Origin of the sequence: Pseudomonas agarici (assembly GCF_001543125.1) — a bacterium.
Lineage (GTDB): Bacteria > Pseudomonadota > Gammaproteobacteria > Pseudomonadales > Pseudomonadaceae > Aquipseudomonas > Aquipseudomonas agarici.
Map to the genome: position 1 here is coordinate 1,499,357 of NZ_CP014135.1, position 16,112 is coordinate 1,515,468.

At 61.1% G+C, this 16,112-nt stretch carries 11 protein-coding genes, 1 pseudogene and 1 riboswitch; of the genes and pseudogenes, 6 read left to right on the forward strand and 6 right to left on the reverse strand.

What is annotated here, in order from left to right; translation table 11 throughout:
* The first annotated feature begins 75 nt into the window (after positions 1–75).
* Both AWM79_RS06545 and AWM79_RS06550 read left to right on the forward strand, forming a co-directional pair.
* Positions 76–1,248, forward strand: coding sequence for an MFS transporter (locus tag AWM79_RS06545; protein ID WP_060783948.1), 1,173 nt, complete (start codon positions 76–78; stop codon positions 1,246–1,248).
* Positions 1,249–1,405: 157 nt separating this feature from the next.
* Entirely contained in the window at positions 1,406–2,125 is a 720-nt protein-coding gene (locus AWM79_RS06550) for an HPP family protein (RefSeq protein ID WP_060782446.1), read from the forward strand.
* Between the two features lie 88 nt (positions 2,126–2,213).
* Here the strand turns inward: AWM79_RS06550 and AWM79_RS25260 are convergent, their stop codons facing one another.
* From AWM79_RS25260 to cobW, 4 genes are read right to left on the reverse strand one after another with little or no spacing between them, the layout of a single operon-like run.
* Complete coding sequence (locus AWM79_RS25260) at positions 2,214–2,963, reverse strand: vWA domain-containing protein (RefSeq protein ID WP_167375421.1); 750 nt, start codon at positions 2,961–2,963, stop codon at positions 2,214–2,216.
* Positions 2,888–3,889: a magnesium chelatase ATPase subunit I gene (locus tag AWM79_RS06560; protein WP_017133775.1), complete on the reverse strand. Its 1,002-nt coding sequence runs from the start codon at positions 3,887–3,889 to the stop codon at positions 2,888–2,890. Before AWM79_RS06560 ends, AWM79_RS25260 begins: the two co-directional genes overlap by 76 nt.
* Before the next feature lie 12 nt (positions 3,890–3,901).
* Positions 3,902–7,675 (reverse strand): cobaltochelatase subunit CobN, encoded by a 3,774-nt coding sequence (cobN, locus tag AWM79_RS06565; RefSeq protein WP_060782447.1) that lies wholly within the window; start codon positions 7,673–7,675, stop codon positions 3,902–3,904.
* Between the two features lie 4 nt (positions 7,676–7,679).
* The gene (gene cobW / locus AWM79_RS06570; protein WP_017133773.1) at positions 7,680–8,747 is read right to left on the reverse strand and encodes a cobalamin biosynthesis protein CobW; all 1,068 of its coding nucleotides are present in this window, start codon (positions 8,745–8,747) and stop codon (positions 7,680–7,682) included.
* Between the two features lie 140 nt (positions 8,748–8,887).
* A riboswitch (cobalamin riboswitch) is annotated at positions 8,888–9,093 on the reverse strand.
* 90 nt (positions 9,094–9,183) lie between these two features.
* On the opposite strand from cobW, the gene AWM79_RS06575 reads away from it, so the two are divergent.
* Positions 9,184–10,491, forward strand: a complete 1,308-nt coding sequence (locus AWM79_RS06575; protein WP_017133772.1) for a glycosyltransferase — start codon at positions 9,184–9,186, stop codon at positions 10,489–10,491.
* Here the strand turns inward: AWM79_RS06575 and AWM79_RS06580 are convergent.
* Together AWM79_RS06580 and cobF are read right to left on the reverse strand one after the other, a co-directional pair.
* Complete coding sequence (locus AWM79_RS06580) at positions 10,486–12,804, reverse strand: glycoside hydrolase (protein WP_060782448.1); 2,319 nt, start codon at positions 12,802–12,804, stop codon at positions 10,486–10,488. The two genes, AWM79_RS06575 and AWM79_RS06580, sit on opposite strands and share 6 nt — an antisense overlap.
* Positions 12,805–12,928: 124 nt before the next feature.
* Positions 12,929–13,690 carry a precorrin-6A synthase (deacetylating) gene (gene cobF / locus AWM79_RS06585; RefSeq protein WP_060782449.1) on the reverse strand — a complete coding sequence of 254 codons (762 nt, stop codon included), beginning with the start codon at positions 13,688–13,690 and terminating at the stop codon, positions 12,929–12,931.
* A 133-nt stretch (positions 13,691–13,823) separates the two neighbouring features.
* On the opposite strand from cobF, the gene AWM79_RS06590 reads away from it, so the two are divergent.
* From AWM79_RS06590 to AWM79_RS25970, 3 genes and pseudogenes are all read left to right on the forward strand, one after another.
* A complete protein-coding gene (locus tag AWM79_RS06590; RefSeq protein ID WP_017133769.1) occupies positions 13,824–14,729 on the forward strand; it encodes an AraC family transcriptional regulator in 906 nt (301 codons plus the stop codon).
* 375 nt (positions 14,730–15,104) lie between these two features.
* A pseudogene (locus tag AWM79_RS06595) lies at positions 15,105–15,398 on the forward strand (recombinase family protein); the annotation flags it as partial.
* Positions 15,284–15,754 (forward strand): AAA family ATPase, encoded by a 471-nt coding sequence (locus tag AWM79_RS25970; RefSeq protein ID WP_428829781.1) that lies wholly within the window; start codon positions 15,284–15,286, stop codon positions 15,752–15,754. The pseudogene AWM79_RS06595 and the gene AWM79_RS25970, both read left to right, overlap by 115 nt.
* Positions 15,755–16,112 lie beyond the last annotated feature (358 nt).

Sequence of the window (16,112 nt, forward strand, 5' to 3'; positions counted from 1 at the left end):
CGAACACCCACAAGGCCTGGAAGAGCCGGAGTGCGTCCGTTTGCGATCAATACCTATAAGGACATAAGCATCACCGTGGCCACCTATTCCCTTGTTATTCGCCGGTTGATGATCTGCTCCGTGACCATCGTCGTCAGCCGTGCCATCACCAGTCCACTGTTGACCCTGTTCCTCAGCAGAAAGCTGGGCCTGAACCAGCAGGATGTCGGCCTGCTGCTGGGCATCGCAGTCTTTATCGCGACCCTGATGTCGCTCTACGGCGGCTATGTGATCGACCGCTTGGAAAAGCGTCGGCTGCTGATCCTGGCCATGCTTTCCAGCGCCGTCGGCTTCACCCTATTGACCTTTGCCCAGAATCTGTACCTGACCACCCTGACCCTGATCATCACCGAGACCGCCTCGGCGCTGTTCCTGATCGGTTCCAAGGCGATCATCAGCGAAAACCTGCCCATGGGGCAGCGCGCTAAAGTGTTCTCGTTGCGCTACACCCTGACCAATATCGGCTACGCCACCGGTCCCATGCTCGGCGTGGTCATCGCTGGCGTCCAACCACTGGCACCGTTCCTGATCGCCGCCGGGATCGCCTTTTTCAGCATGTTCCTGATGTTTGGCATCGCTCCCCACGCCCAGGCCTTGATCGGCAAGCCAGCGAGCTTTCTCGGTACACTGTCGACTTTGCGCGGCGACCGGACCCTGATCATGTTCACCTGCGGCAGCTTGCTCAACACCATCGTCCATGGCCGCTACACCCTGTACCTGTCACAGTTCCTGTTGGTCACCCACAGCAACCAGGATGCCCTGACCACCATGTCGGCGATCCTCGCTTGCAACGCCATCAGCGTGATCCTGTTGCAGTACCAGATCGGCCGTTTTCTCAAGCGCGAACAACTGCGCTACTGGATCGGCGTCGGCACCACCTTCTTCATCATCGGCCTGATCGGCTTCAGCTACGCCACCAACCTGGTATCCTGGTGCATCGCGATGTTCATCTTCACCCTCGGCGAAATGATCATCTACCCGGCGGAATATCTGTTCATCGATACCATCGCCCCGGAAAACCTGCGCGGTAGTTACCTCGGCGCGCAGAACCTGGCGGCCCTGGGCGGCGCTCTGAGCCCGGTGATCTGCGGCTACCTGTTGATCAACACACCGGCCACCACCATGTTCTATGTCCTCAGCGGCCTGACAGCGCTGGGCGGCTGCCTGTGTTTCCTCGCCGGGCGCGGCATTCCTTTACTGCAAAAATAATGCACTTAATCCGCATTATTATGCATTAGTCAAGAGTTCGATCGACCAGCACACTGTGCCCGTTCCTCCCCCAAATGTTGGAACTTTGAAAGGGCTTTGCGCCAGGCGCACAAGCCCTTCTTTTTTCCCGCCGAACTTGAAGTGGATCGTTCTCACCATGTTTGCCCGCTGGTCACGCCGCCTGCTGCCCTCCCCCCTCAATACCCGTCCCAGCGAATGGAGCCGCGCCGCCATCGGTGTCTCCCTCGGCACCCTATTCAGCGTCTGGGTCTGTGCTCAGCTATTCGGCTTGCCGGTGGCACTGCACCTGATCGGTCCGCTGGGTGCCTCGGCGGTGTTGCTGTTCGCCGTGTCCTCGGGTGCCCTCTCGCAACCCTGGTCGATCCTTGGCAGTTACGGGTGTGCCACGTTGGTGGCGCTGCTGGTGGTGCACTTTCTCGACCGTAATCTGGTCAGTGCCAGCCTGGCCGCTGGCCTGGCGTTGCTGGTGATGTGCCTGCTGCGTTGCCTGCATCCGCCGGGTGGAGCCCTGGCCCTGCTGATGGTAATCGTCGACCCGGACACCGAGGCGTTGGGCTGGCAGGTCCTGGGGCCGGTGATGTGCTCGGCGGTGTGCCTGTTGCTGGTAGCTATTGGCTACAACAACTTGACCCGAGTACGTTACCCCAAGGTGCATATCGAGCCACCAAGTACCTTTATCGCCAGCCATGCGCCAGGTGAACCGCAGAGCATCACCCGCCTGGACCTGGAACAGGCCCTGACGCAGATGGAGGAATTCATCGATGTGACCCCCGAGAACCTGGAGCAGTTGATCATCCTCTGTGAAACCCATGCCAAACGCCGCAGCATCGGTGAGGTGTTTTCCGCTCGGCGCTGAATTTTTCCTGAGCTTGGGTGGGTCCAAGACAGCTTCCACGTCGAGCGACAAGGCAGTGTTTAGCCGAGGGCCATCCTGAAGTTGCGCTTCAACGGCTCAATAGCAGCTCCAGGGCTTCGATATGCCAATAGTCTGCCTTGAGCTCGCTTGCCAGTTGTCGCGCTCGGCCCAGGCGGATCGGTGTTTTTTCCAGGTCGATCAACAGCGTGGGACAGTTAAACGGCGTCGGCGCTGTCCAAGCTTTGAGGCGTCCATCGGTCAGCAGCAGCACCCTGTGTTGCTCCAGGGCGAAGCGTTTTTGTCGCCCCCTCAACCACTCGCTCGCCTCCTGCAAGGCCGCCAGCAATGGCGTGCCACCACCCGCCCCCAACGCCTCCAGCCAGCCACGCAAGCCGCTGGAGGCCTTAAGGCCCTGGATCTGCCAATGCGGTCGATGACCGCTGGCGGTCAATAACGCCAGGCGCGCGCGCTGGCGGTAGGCGTCGTCGAACAGTTGGGCCAGGAGACCCTTGGCGTCACTCAGGGCCTGGTGCCGGCGGATGGACGCCGAGGCATCGACAATCACCAGCCACAATTCATGGGGCGCGCTGCCGCCGGGGTGAAAACGCAGGTCGCGACGCAGCCGTGGCCGGCCGCCCAGCAGGGTCTCGCACCAAGCGATTGCCTTACCTTCGTCGGCTCGGCCTATACCCCGCCGGCCCTTGGGAATTCGCCCCGCCTGGGCTTTGGCATTCGCCCCTGGCGTCAGTCGAGGGCGAATGCCTAAGGCTTTTTTGGCCAGTGCGGGATTTCCCGACGAGCCCCCACCGGCAATCCCTGGGGAGGCAACTCGCCCCATTGGCCCTGGCCCTGGGCCGAATTCGATTCCCGTTGTACGTTGTCGGCAGCACTCGATGTCTGTGCAGCCGGCGGACTCTTCTGTCGCCGATGGCGCAGGGCAAACTCGGCGACCGCCTCGATATCTTCTTCGGTGATCTGCTGTCCGCCACGCCAGGCAGCATGGGCCCGCGCCGCCCGCAGCCAGACCAGGTCCGCCCGCAGGCCATCGACCCCGGCGGCAAAACAACGCTCGGTAATCTGTGCCAGGGTCTGATCATCCAGGGCAATGGCTGGCAACAACGCCCGCGCCTGTTCACAACGCTGGCGCAGCGCCTGTTGCGGCTGTTCCCATTGTTCACAGAACGCCTGTGGATCGCTGTCGAAATTCAATCGGCGTCGAATGATCTGCCCACGCTCGGTCGGTAGTGGCTGGCCGCTCAACGCCACATTCAGGCCGAATCGGTCGAGCAGTTGCGGACGCAACTCGCCCTCCTCCGGGTTCATGGTACCGATCAGCACGAAACGCGCCGCATGCCGGTGGGAGATGCCGTCGCGCTCGATCAGGTTGGTGCCGCTGGCCGCCACATCGAGCAGCAGGTCCACCAGATGGTCCGCCAGCAGGTTCACCTCGTCGACGTACAACACTCCGCCGTCGGCCTTGGCCAGTACGCCGGGGGAAAATTGCGCACGGCCTTCGCCCAGGGCGGCATCCAGGTCGAGGGTGCCGACCAGGCGCTCCTCGGTGGCACCGAGGGGCAAGGTGACGAACTGACCACTGGCAAGCAGATCCGCCAGCCCTCGGGCCAGGGTCGACTTGGCCATGCCACGCGGCCCTTCGATCAGCACACCGCCGATCTTCGGGTCGATGGCGGTCAGGCACAGCGCCAGCTTCAGCGCATCGGCACCCACCACCGCCGACAGCGGGAAATGCAGGGAGTCACTCATTGTGCATACACCTCAGGAATCTTCCTCTATATCCAGCAGCAGGTTTTCCAGGGCCTGGCGATACTCCCCAGGTTCACGCCACAGGCCGCGCTGTTGGGCCTCCAACAAGCGTTCGGTCATATCCCGCAGGGCATGGGGATTATGCTCGCGGACAAACTCGCGGGTATCGGCATCAAGTACGTAGGCATCGGCCAGTAAGGCGTACTGGTGATCGTCGATCAGTTGGGTGGTGGCATCGAAGGCGAATAGATTGTCGACCGTTGCCGCCAGTTCGAAGGCGCCCTTGTAACCATGGCGCTTGACCCCGTCAATCCACTTCGGGTTGGCCGCCCGGGAGCGGATCACCCGATTCAGCTCTTCCTTGAGGGTACGCACCTTCGGCAGGTCTGGCTGGCTATGGTCGCCATGGTAGCTGGCCGCCCTGTCGCCACGCAGGCTTTCCACGGCGGCCAACATACCACCTTGGAATTGGTAGTAATCGTTGGAGTCGAGCAGGTCGTGCTCGCGGTTGTCCTGGTTGTGCAGCACGGCCTGGACCTGACTCAGGCGCTGGGCAAACACCGTCCTGGCGGCTGTGCCTTCGTCGGAGCCGCCATAGGCGTAGCCGCCCCAGTTCAGGTAGACCTCGGCAAGGTCGTCGCGGCTTTGCCAGAGACGTGCGTCAATCGCATTCTGTACGCCAGCGCCATAGGCTCCAGGCTTCGCGCCGAAGATCCGCCAGCCGGCCTGGCGTGCAGCCTGCTCCGCACTCAGTCCTTGGACTTGCAGTTGCTCGCGTTCGTGACGCACCTTGGCGGCCAGCGGATTCATGTCCTCGGGCTCATCCAACGCCGCCACCGCTTGTACCGCCGCGTCGAACAAGCGGATCAAGTTGCCGAAGGCATCGCGGAAGAATCCCGAAACCCGCAAGGTGACGTCCACCCGCGGGCGGTCCAGCAGGCTCAGCGGCAGGATCTCGAAGTCATCGACCCGTTGGCTACCCGTGGCCCAGACTGGTCGCACGCCCATCAACGCCATGGCTTGGGCGATATCGTCGCCGCCGGTGCGCATGGTGGCCGTACCCCAAACCGACAGGCCGAGCTGGCGCAGGTGGTCGCCGTGGTCCTGTAGGTGGCGTTCGAGAATCAGGTTGGCGGATTGAAAACCGATACGCCAGGCCGTGGTGGTCGGCAGGTTGCGCACATCCAGGGAGAAGAAATTGCGCCCGGTGGGCAGCACGTCGAGGCGTCCGCGACTCGGCGCGCCGCTGGGGCCTGCCGGTACGAAGCGTCCCTCCAGGGCCGTGAGCAAGCCTTGCATCTCGGCCGGACCGCAGGCATCCAGACAGGGTGCGACGTGGCTCAACAAACCGTCGATAATGCTGCGCACCTCGGCCCACAGATCACCGTCAGCCACCACCGCCGATCCGGCCAGGGACTGCTCGATCAGTTGCGCGGCATACAGTTCCAGGCGCTCGCGGCTGTCGCCGGCGGTGCGCCAGGTCTCGTCGCTGATCATCTGCAAGGCGTGTGGACGGCTCCCGGTCCAGGGTTCGGCCAGAGCGCAATCAAGCGGGTCGAAGCCCAGCTCGAAGGCCTTGGCCAAGGCTCGCAGCAGGCTGGACTGGGCACCACGACCGTCGCCTCGGGGAATGCGCAGTAACGCCAGCAGGGTGTCGATACGCTGGCGCCCGTCCGGCGACTCACCGAAGATGTGCAGCCCATCGCGAATCTGCGACTCCTTCAAGTCGCAGAGATAGGTGTCCAGGCGCGGCAGCCAGATCGCTGCATCGGCATCACTGTTGAGCCCGGCATCCAGTTGCAGCTCGCGGTCGATCCGAGTCTCGCGAACCCGTTGCAGAATATCGCGCTGCAGTTCCCTGGCGCGCCGTGGATCGAGCAACTGCGCGTCGTAGTATTCGTCGGCCAGCAGTTCCAGGTCACGTAGCGGGCCGTAGGTTTCTGCTCGAGTCAGCGGCGGCATCAGGTGGTCGATGATCACCGCCTGGGTCCGGCGCTTGGCCTGGGCGCCCTCGCCCGGATCATTGACAATGAACGGATAGATATTCGGCAACGGCCCCAGCAGTGCATCCGGCCAACAGTTTTCCGACAGGCCAACCCCCTTGCCGGGCAACCACTCCAGGTTGCCGTGCTTGCCGACATGGATCACGCCGTGGGCGCCGTAGACGTGGCGCAACCAGAAATAGAACGCCAGGTAACCGTGGGGGGGCACCAGGTCCGGGTCGTGGTAGACCGCACTGGCATCGACCTGATAACCCCGGGCCGGCTGGATGCCGACAAAGGTCAGGCCGAACCGCAGGCCGGCCACCATCATCCGTCCGCTGCGAAACATTGGATCGTTTTGTGGGCTGCCCCAACGAGCGAGCACGGCTTGGCGATTGGCCTCGGGCAGACGGTCGAACAGCGCCTGATAGTCCGCCAGCGCCAGACTCTGATGGCAGGGCCGCATGTCGAGACTGTCGAAGTCGTTGCTGACCCCGCCGAGCAAGGCCTGGATCAGCCCGGTGCCGTTGGCGGGCAACTCATCGCTCAACGGGTAGCCCTCGGCCTGCAAAGCCCGCAGGATATTCAGGGCCGCTGCTGGCGTGTCGAGGCCGACGCCATTGCCAATGCGCCCGTCGCGGGTCGGATAGTTGGCCAGGATCAAGGCGATGCGTTTGTCGCCATTGGCCACTCGCGCCAGTTCGACCCAGCGCCGCGCCAGTTCGGCGACAAAGTCCATGCGCTCGGGCTGCGCTCGATAGCACACCACATCACTCTGGCTGCGCTCGCTGCGCCATGCCAGGTCCTTGAAGCTGATGGGCCGACTGATGATCCGACCGTCCAACTCCGGCAAGGCGATATGCATCGCCAGGTCCCGTGGTCCCAGCCCTTGCTCGCTGGCCAGCCAGCCAGGCTCGTTGTCCTGGGCGCAGATGGCCTGGATCACTGGGATATCGCGACGGAACGGACGCAGATGCGGCGCTTCGAGGCTCGACTGGGCGAACCCGGTGGTGTTGAGAATCACCGCCGCCGCGCCCTCGTCCAGCCAGTCCTCGACCACGGACAGGCAACCGGGCTCCTTGAGACTGGCCACGGCGATCGGCAGGGGATTCAGCCCAGCGTTGCGCAAACGCTGACAGAACACATCGATAAAGGCGGTATTGGCCGCCTGCAGGTGCGAGCGATAGAACAGCACTGCCGCCACCGGCAGGTCGACCTGCCAATCGGCCCGCCAGTCAGCCAGTTGCGCGTCACCCAGGCGCGGATGGTAGATCGCCGTGCGCGGCAATGTCCGCGGCTCCTGCCACGGATAGTCGCGCCCCAGCCAGGTACTGGCCAGGCAACGGTACAACTGCAAGGCATTGCCCAGACCGCCCTGGCGCAGGAAGTGCCAGAGCCGCTCGCCCTGTGCCGCCGGGACGTTGCTCAGGTCGCTCAGCGCCGGGTCGGGCCGGTCATCGCCCGGTACCAGGATCAACGTCACACCGCGCTCGGCCAGTTGCACCAGGCGCTCGATACCATAACGCCAATAGCCGATACCACCGTGCAGCGACAACAGAATGACCTTGGCATGTTGCAGCACCTGGTCGACATAGAGGTCGACCGATGCATGATTTTGTACCTGCATCGGATTGGCCAGACGCAGGCTGGGATAATCCGGCGACAATTGCCGCGCCGCCTCGGCGAGCAACGCCAGGCTGGAATCGCCGCTGCACAGGATCACCAGCTCGGCGGGCGTTTGTCCAAGGTCGGCGATATTGTCGTCCGAGACGAAACCGCCGGGCTGGGTCCTGAGCAGATGCATGGGATCAGGCCGTCAATGCGTTACGAAGCGTCGATTCGAGCAACGCGGCGTCCAGTTCCTGACCAATCAGCACCAAACGAGTGACCCGCGACTCGTCAGCACCCCAGGCGCGGTCGAAGTGCTTGTCGAAACGAGTGCCCACGCCCTGGATCAGCAGGCGCATCGGTTTGTTGGGAATCGCGGCGAAGCCTTTGATCCGCAGGATGCCGTGTTGCACCACCAACTGGGTCAGGGCATCGAGCAACAGGCTTTCGTCGGCTTGCGGCAGCTCGATGGAGATCGAGTCGAAGGCATCGTGGTCGTGGTCGTCGTGATCATCGCCGTCGTGGTGATGGTCATGGTGACTGTGGCGACCGTCGATATGTGCCTCGGAACCGGCGCCCAGCCCCAGCAACACGTCCAGCGGCAGACGCCCGCTGCTGGCTTCGATGACCTTCACCGCTGGCGGCAGCTCTTCGGCCACTTCCAGGCGGACCCTGGCCAGATCTGCGGGGCTGATCAGGTCGGCCTTGTTGAGGATCACCAGGTCGGCGCTCGACAGTTGGTCGGCGAACAGCTCATGCAGTGGCGACTCATGGTCCAGGTTCGGGTCGAGCTTGCGCTGGGCATCCACTTGGTCCGGGAACGCGGCAAAGGTGCCAGCGGCGACGGCTGGGCTGTCGACCACGGTGATCACCGCATCGACGGTGCAGGCACCGCGGATTTCCGGCCACTGAAACGCCTGGACCAGCGGCTTGGGCAGTGCCAGGCCGGAAGTTTCGATGAGGATATGGTCGAGGTCGCCGCGACGGGCCACCAACTCACGCATCACCGGGAAGAACTCTTCCTGTACGGTGCAGCACAGGCAACCGTTGGCCAGCTCATAGACGCGGCCATTGGCTTCTTCCTCGGTGCAGCCAATGGTGCACTGTTTGAGGATCTCGCCGTCGATACCGAGTTCGCCGAACTCGTTGACGATCACCGCGATACGGCGGCCTTGGGCGTTGTCCAACATATGGCGCAGCAAGGTGGTCTTGCCCGAGCCGAGAAAGCCGGTAACGATAGTGACGGGAAGTTTGGCCAGTGTTTTCATCGGATGCCCTTTGGCAAAAGTAGCGGGCATACGGGACGAAAGCCGCTGCCGGCAACGGGCGCGGAAAGCTTCGCCACCGGATCACCCCGCCCGGTTACGGGATCCTACGCTACCGCCCAGGCGAGTTTCGTAGAGTCCCTGTGAGAATCTGTCACGAGGCAGGTCTCCTGGCTTACGGTCGGGCGTGCGGAGTGACTCCGATCCGCCGATTCCCGCGCCTTCCCGCCAGAGGCAGTGGCTTTGCAGGGTTATCGAGCCGTCTACAGTTGCGGGGGCAGCCGCGGCTTACCGCGTTCCCTTCTTAGCTTCGGCCAGATGCCGAAGAACCTCGAACCTGCAAGGCTACGCAGTGCATGGGAACAGGTCAATCTCGGCGGCCGCTGTGGTTTAATTGCACCCCTTCTCTTGCCCTGCCAGCTTCAAGGAAACGCTGCCCATGAGTGCCACCGACACCACCCACGTCCTGGTTATCGGTTATGTCTGGCCCGAACCCCGGTCCTCGGCTGCCGGCGGGCACATGATGCAGATTCTCGAAAGCTTCCTCGAAGCCGGCTGGCGGATTACTTTTGCCAGCCCCGCCAGTGCCGGAGAACACAAGGCCGATCTACACAGCCTGGGCATCGACGAGCAGATCATCGAGCTCAACAACAACAGCTTCGACCGTTTCATCAGCGACTTGAAGCCGGATGTGGTGCTGTTCGACCGCTTCATGATGGAGGAACAGTTCGGCTGGCGGGTCGAGCAACACTGCCCAGACGCCGTGCGCGTGCTGGAGACCTCGGACCTGCAAGCCTTGCGCGATGCCCGCCAGCAGCAGCTCAAGGCACGCCTGAAGGCTGACCCGGACCTGAATGACTTCACGGCGCTGTTCGCTCCCGAGCTGAGTGAGGTGTTCCGGCAGATGAGCGACACTGACCTGGCCAAAAGGGAAATCGCCGCGATCTACCGTTCGGACCTGAGCCTGATGATTTCCGATCTCGAGATTCGCCTCTTGACCGAACAGTTCCAGCTAGCGCCGGCCTTGCTGCACTGGTGCCCACTGATGGTTGAGCAACCCACCACCTTCACTGCCTTCGAAGACCGCGCACACTTTATCAGCATCGGCAATTTCCGCCACGCGCCGAACTGGGACGCGGTGCTCTGGATGAAAACCACCCTCTGGCCGTTGATTCGCCAGCAATTGCCGGGGGCGCAGCTCCATATCTACGGTGCCTACACGCCACCCAAGGCGACCGCGTTGCACAACCCCGCCCAGGGTTTTTATGTGATGAACTGGGCCGAGGACGCGCTGCGGGTGATGAGTGCGGCGCGCATCTGCCTGGCGCCGTTGCGCTTTGGCGCCGGTATCAAGGGCAAGCTCGCCGATGCGATGCTCTGTGGCACGCCGAATATCACCACGCCGATCGGTGCCGAGGCCATGCACGGCGAACTGCCCTGGCCCGGCGTCATCGGGACCAGTGCCGAGGCCTTGGCACAGGCGGCGGTCCAATTGTATCAGGATCAATCGTCATGGCTGCAGGCCCAGGCAAACGGCAAGGCCTTGCTGGCGGCCCGTTATGACCGACGGCTTCACGGCCCGGCCCTGGTCGCACGCATAGAGCGCTGCCGGCAGCAGTTGGTACGGCATCGACGCGATAATTTCACCGGGGCGATGCTACGTCATCACCATCACAAGAGCACCCAATACATGGCCCAGTGGATCGAAGCGAAAAACCGCATAATCGGCGGGTCATGCTCGTCATGAAGCCGAAGCGAAGAGTTGACTGATTTCGATCAACTGCGGCTCCTGATCCGGTACCAGGACCAATGCCGAGCGCGGTGGCAGCCGCCGCCCTTCCGGTGATTGCATAGTTTTCAGGCTGAAATTCACGGTGATCAGGGTACCGTCGGCAAACACCGAGCGTTGCAGTAGACGATTGGCCGACAACACCTGGAAATCGCTCATACGCTCGACGAACAGGCGCTCGTGCAATGGCCGGAACACCCGATCATAGGCGCTGATGAACGGCAAGTCGCGAGCCAGTACTTGATCATTGAGGTGGTACAGCGGCGGCACCATGTACAGCAACTGCAACAGCGCCGTATGCTCACGTTCGCTGGAAAATTTCAACGAGCTGTATTCCCAATGGTGCGTGCTGACCAGGCTGTCGTGGAGCACCAGTTGATACAACGGCAGCCGGAACTGCACGGAGGTCACAAACCGCGCAATCGAAGGTTTAAGGGGCACCGGCTTGAAGTACAGGGCCGGAGTTTCCGGCGGCCAGTAGCCCCCCCGGTAATAGGCCGACTGCTTGTGCTTGCCGATATCCGGGTCCATCCAGGCAAACGGCTGGGTAGCGATGCCATGACTGTAGGCAATATGCGGTGCGTAGTGCGCCAATCCACCTTCGCTGCCCGTGACCAAGTCCAGGGCATGGGTTGGAAACAACAGGCGGCGAGTACGGGCTTGGGCATCCTCACGTTCACTGGTTTCCCGCCCTGGGGTGTAGTCCTTGAGTTCGGGGCCGGCTGCATCGACATCGAGGAAATAGCTGTTGAGACGTGCCGCTTTCGCCACTGCCGAGATCCTTCGTTGCGCGTAAGGTTCGACCAACCGAGCGTTGACATAGACACCCCGGCCACTGAAACCACGCACCTTGTCACCTTTGCTGTCCCGATAGCCGGCTGCGGCCAGCTCATCGCCCATTTGCGCCGTGGCCCAAGTCGCTCGCAGGTTCGAGGGGTGTGCACTACCATAGCTGTCGTAGACGGCAACCAGATAGCCCGAAGCCTTGGCCGCCTCCACCGCTTCGGGGTGCCACATGGCGTCACGCCAATCATCGGCGCCCAACCAGGCCTTGATCAGGCCGGCTTGCTGCAAGGCGGCTACGGTATCGAGCGACAGTCCGCCCCCCCAGCGTCGAGGCGCCACCAGCCACGGACCGAAGGCCTCGACCAATTGCTCGCGAACTTTATGCCCCCAGACCACGTTGGCCGCCGGATCATGCTTGCCCGGCAAGGGTTCGACCGGCACCAGCGGCAAGGCATGTGGCAACGCCGTATTGAGGGCACGGGTCACTTCGGTCTGGCCGAAGATCGAAACACCTGTTGGCCGAACCTGCGCCTCCAACAGGGCCGCCACGAAACTTTCCCGTGCGGCTGAATCAAACGCTTCCCACAACCGTGAGGCCAGATGCCGGGGATCAGCCCGGTGCGCGGCAAAAAATTTCAGGAACGCCGGCCAATCGGCAATATCCACGGCTTTCAAGGGGCCGGCGCCCCACAAGTAGATATGCGGGGCGCCGCCCAGCCTGGCGACCTGGGGCTGAAGTTCGATTTTCTGTTTCAATGAAACGAAACGGTCATGCTTGAGCAGCCACTCGCGATAAAAGCGTGCACCGTACAATGGATCCCGTGGGCCGATCATCACACTGACGGTATACGCCGCGCCCTCGGCCAGCCGGTTGAATTCGTGACTGATTCGCGGCAGCGGCCGTTGATCCTGCTCGATGATGCTAAAGCGTGTATCGAAAGGGGTTTGCACCAGCCAAGTCACTGAGTGATCCGCGCGCAGTTCGGTCCAGAACGGCATCGACAGCAGCCCGTTCAGCGCATCTGGCTCATAACGCCTTACCAGCCAGTCCAGCCATTGGCGATCATCGCCAGGAATATAACTGCCCTCGCCGAACGGTATGGCATGGGCCTCGATGGCAGTTGCTTCCGCGGGTTTGGGCCATTCCAGACGAGCCGGTTTATTGGCTCGCACCGAGAGACGCAAGGCGTCCTGCTCGATACCGACCTCAACCTGGAACTGATCGGTACCGTTGCGAATACGCCAGCGCCAGCCCTCCAGATCACTTGCCCTGGCGGTCTCGGGGAATGCCGCCGCACTCAGTACCGAGACTTCGCCATTATCCCGGCACAAGGTCATCTCCAGGGTAGCCGGGTCGATGCTGAATACCCCGCCACTGTAGGCCAGGTCGACTCGTACCTGCCCGAACGCAGGTAAGCTGGTCAGCAGCAGGGCAAACACCAAGGGCCGCCACTGAAGTCGATCGATAGCTGGTATGGAGCTCATGGCGTTCTAACAGTCTCACAGGCTATTGTCGGATCCCGCGGACACTAAACGACACCGCCCGTCTTCTCTGTAAGAACGGTCTTGTAGCAACGCAGGAAACATCGCCGAATCAAGGCCAGAGTACTTACTCGTCCGAATTCACAGGGCGACGCAGCAGGTAGGTATCCATGATCCAACCCTTGCGCAGCCTGGCGGCCTCGCGCTGTTCGCGAATCAATCCCTGCACCTCATGAAGCTTGCCGCTCACCAACAGTTCATCCTCGGTCCCCAGGTATGCTCCCCAGTAGATTTCCAGCGCCTGGTCGGCGAACTGAGCAAAAGCGCAATGCGCATCGAGCATCACCACCACATTGTCCAGGTCAGCCGTCTCCAAACGCCGCCCTGTGGTGATGCGGATCGGTTCGCCGATGCGATTCAGCGCAATGCGATGGCGTGCCGCCAGCGCCTGCACGCTGCTGATCCCGGGAATCACCTCGACCTCGAACGCCGAGCCGCCCAGGGCCACGACCCGATCAAGGATGCGCAAGGTACTGTCATACAACCCCGGATCGCCCCAGACCAGAAAGGCGCCGCACTCATTCTCGGCCAACTCTTCGTCGATCAACCGGGCAAACAATTCGGCACGCTGTTCATGCCAACGTTCAACACCCGTCCGGTAGGACCCGTCGGCGTTTTCACGGAGCGGATCACTGACCTGCACCAGGCGGTAATCGGGCTGTTCGATATAAAGCCGGCAGATTTCCTGACGCACACGCAACAGTTCATCCTTGGCCTGCCCCTTATCCAGCAGGAAAAATACCGAGGCCCGGTTCAGGGCCTTGATGGCCTGCACGGTGATCTGTTCCGGATGACCGGAACCGATACCAATCAATAGAACGGTCTTCACTGTTTTGCTCCTCAATGAAGGGCCTGCAAAGCCATGGCCACGGGGTTACGCCGATCCGAACGTCGGCGCAAGGCTGGCGGACGGCAGGCGAAGGAGGCATTATCTGACGGCGAGAACAATAAAAGCACCTCCAATGACCCGAACAACCCGCGTCACCGATCCTTCATATGAACTGATGGACGACCATAATGGCCTGTCCATCATCTATCGCCAGCATGGCTTTCCCTGCCCGCTGGTGCGTTGGCATTTCCATAAGGAATACGAACTGCACCTGATCGTCGCCAGCTCTGGCAAGGTCTTCATTGGTGACTATATCGGCAATTTCTACCCGCAGAGCCTGTTCCTGACTGGCCCCAACCTCCCCCACAACTGGATCAGCCAGGTGGCCGAAGGCGAAGTGGTACCCAAGCGTGACATGCTGGTGAACTTCACCGACGAGCTGTTTGAAGAAGGGCATCGGATTTTTGCGGAACTGAAAACCTTGGCGCCATTGCTCGAACGCGCCCAATACGGCATTGAGTTCCGTTGCAAGGACACCATCCGCCAGGCTATGCACTTGATGCAGCGTATCGCCGACTCCCAGGGTGTGACGCGCTTGGGACACTTTCTGATTCTGCTGGAGCTGCTCAGCGTCTGCACCGACTACCAGCTGCTCTCCGGAGCCACCACCCCACAATTGGCCGACGAGAACAATATTGATCGTACCAACCGCGCCGTGGACTACATCTTTGCCCACTACGCCAGGGAGCTGCCGTTGGAGGAGGTTGCCGAGCATCTGGGAATGAAACCCACCTACTTTTCCCGGGTGTTCAAGCAAGCCACGGGACGTTGCTTCGTGGAGTTCGTCAATCGCCTGCGGATCAGCAAATCCTGCGAGTTACTGGCCGATGGCGACAAACCGGTGACTGATGTGTGTTTCGAGTCCGGGTTCAACAATATTTCCAACTTCAATCGACGTTTTCAGCAGCTCAAGGGCATGACACCGTCTCATTATCGACGCCTGGTGGTCCAGCGCCTGACCGAGCAAAATCTTAGCTGATCCAGGTACGACTCCAGTTAGCGCCCCACCTGGTGGCCTGTACGCTTAGCTGTAACGGCTTGCGTTTGAAAACTGGCGCACTCGCAATCAGCGCAATTTCCGGCTCAGATTAACTGCGATTGGCGGAGCCCTTTCGCTCACATTAGTTGCGAGCAAGCTTGCATTCAGCCGCGTCGGTTTGCATTCCATTTTGGCTTGCTCACATTAGCTGCGAATGAAACCTTGATCGTAGCCGTCCATTAAACGTAGGTTTGTTGGACAACTGGTTGTGATCGGGTTGCCTGCTCTGAAAACGGCATTATCGGTGTCCAGTAGCAGTTTCCAATTTTCAATATCCGGCTACACTGAGTTTTCGTCTAATATCTGGACGAAACCATGCTGATTGGATATGCCCGAGTCTCAACCGACGACCAACTCCTCGATCTGCAACGCGATGCGTTGGAGAAAGCAGGTTGCGAGCGCCTGTTTGAAGATACCACCAGTGGAGCCAAAGCCGAGCGAATAGGTTTGACTGCCTTGCTGGGCACGCTGCGCAAAGGAGACATCGTGGTGATTTGGCGCCTGGATCGTCTTGGACGCTCGCGGAAGGATCTGATCCGTTTGGTCGAGCAACTGGACGCCGCCGGCGTCGGCTTGCACAGTTTGCAAGAAAGTATCGACACCGCGTCAAACGAGACCTACGCGAACTGGTGAAGAAGAACAAGCGCCCGGTGGCCCTGTTCGTGGATGAAGCCCATGACCTCAATGGTCATACCCTGACGGGGCTTAAACGGCTAATGGAATTGGTCGAAGACGGTGACGGGCGATTGTCAGTGGTGCTGGCTGGCCATCCCCAACTGCGCAATGACCTGCGTCGTCCGACGATGGAGGAAATCGGTTACCGCACCGACATATTCTCACTCGACGGCATCGCCGGTAGTCAGCGCGAATACATTCACTGGCTACTGGAAACCTGCACATCTGAGCCTGTCCCTGGAGGCCCGTCACCTGATAGGCGAGAAACCTGTCTCGGCGGAGCTGATTGAGTCGGTTCTGTCGCGTCAACTGGATGACCTCAAACCAACCCTGACGCGCCATGGATACCGTACTAAAGATCTAGTAGAGCAATTTGACGCCAGGCCCACCGAAATCAAAGCGTTGTTCAGCAACATGCTCGATCCAGCACGAGCCGCTGAGTTGCGCGACAAAATGCTGGCAGCGGGGTTGCCGATTTAATCTGGGAGGGCTATGGAATATGTGCACGTCCAGCCGGCTAATTGCAATTAATGTGACCTCAACAGTAAATGTGACCTCAATTTAAACTACGACGCAAACTCCACAATTCACAGGGGACTGCTGATTTGTTTGAGTGGTCTGAATTTAGCCATAGTAGTTCCTGGCCCG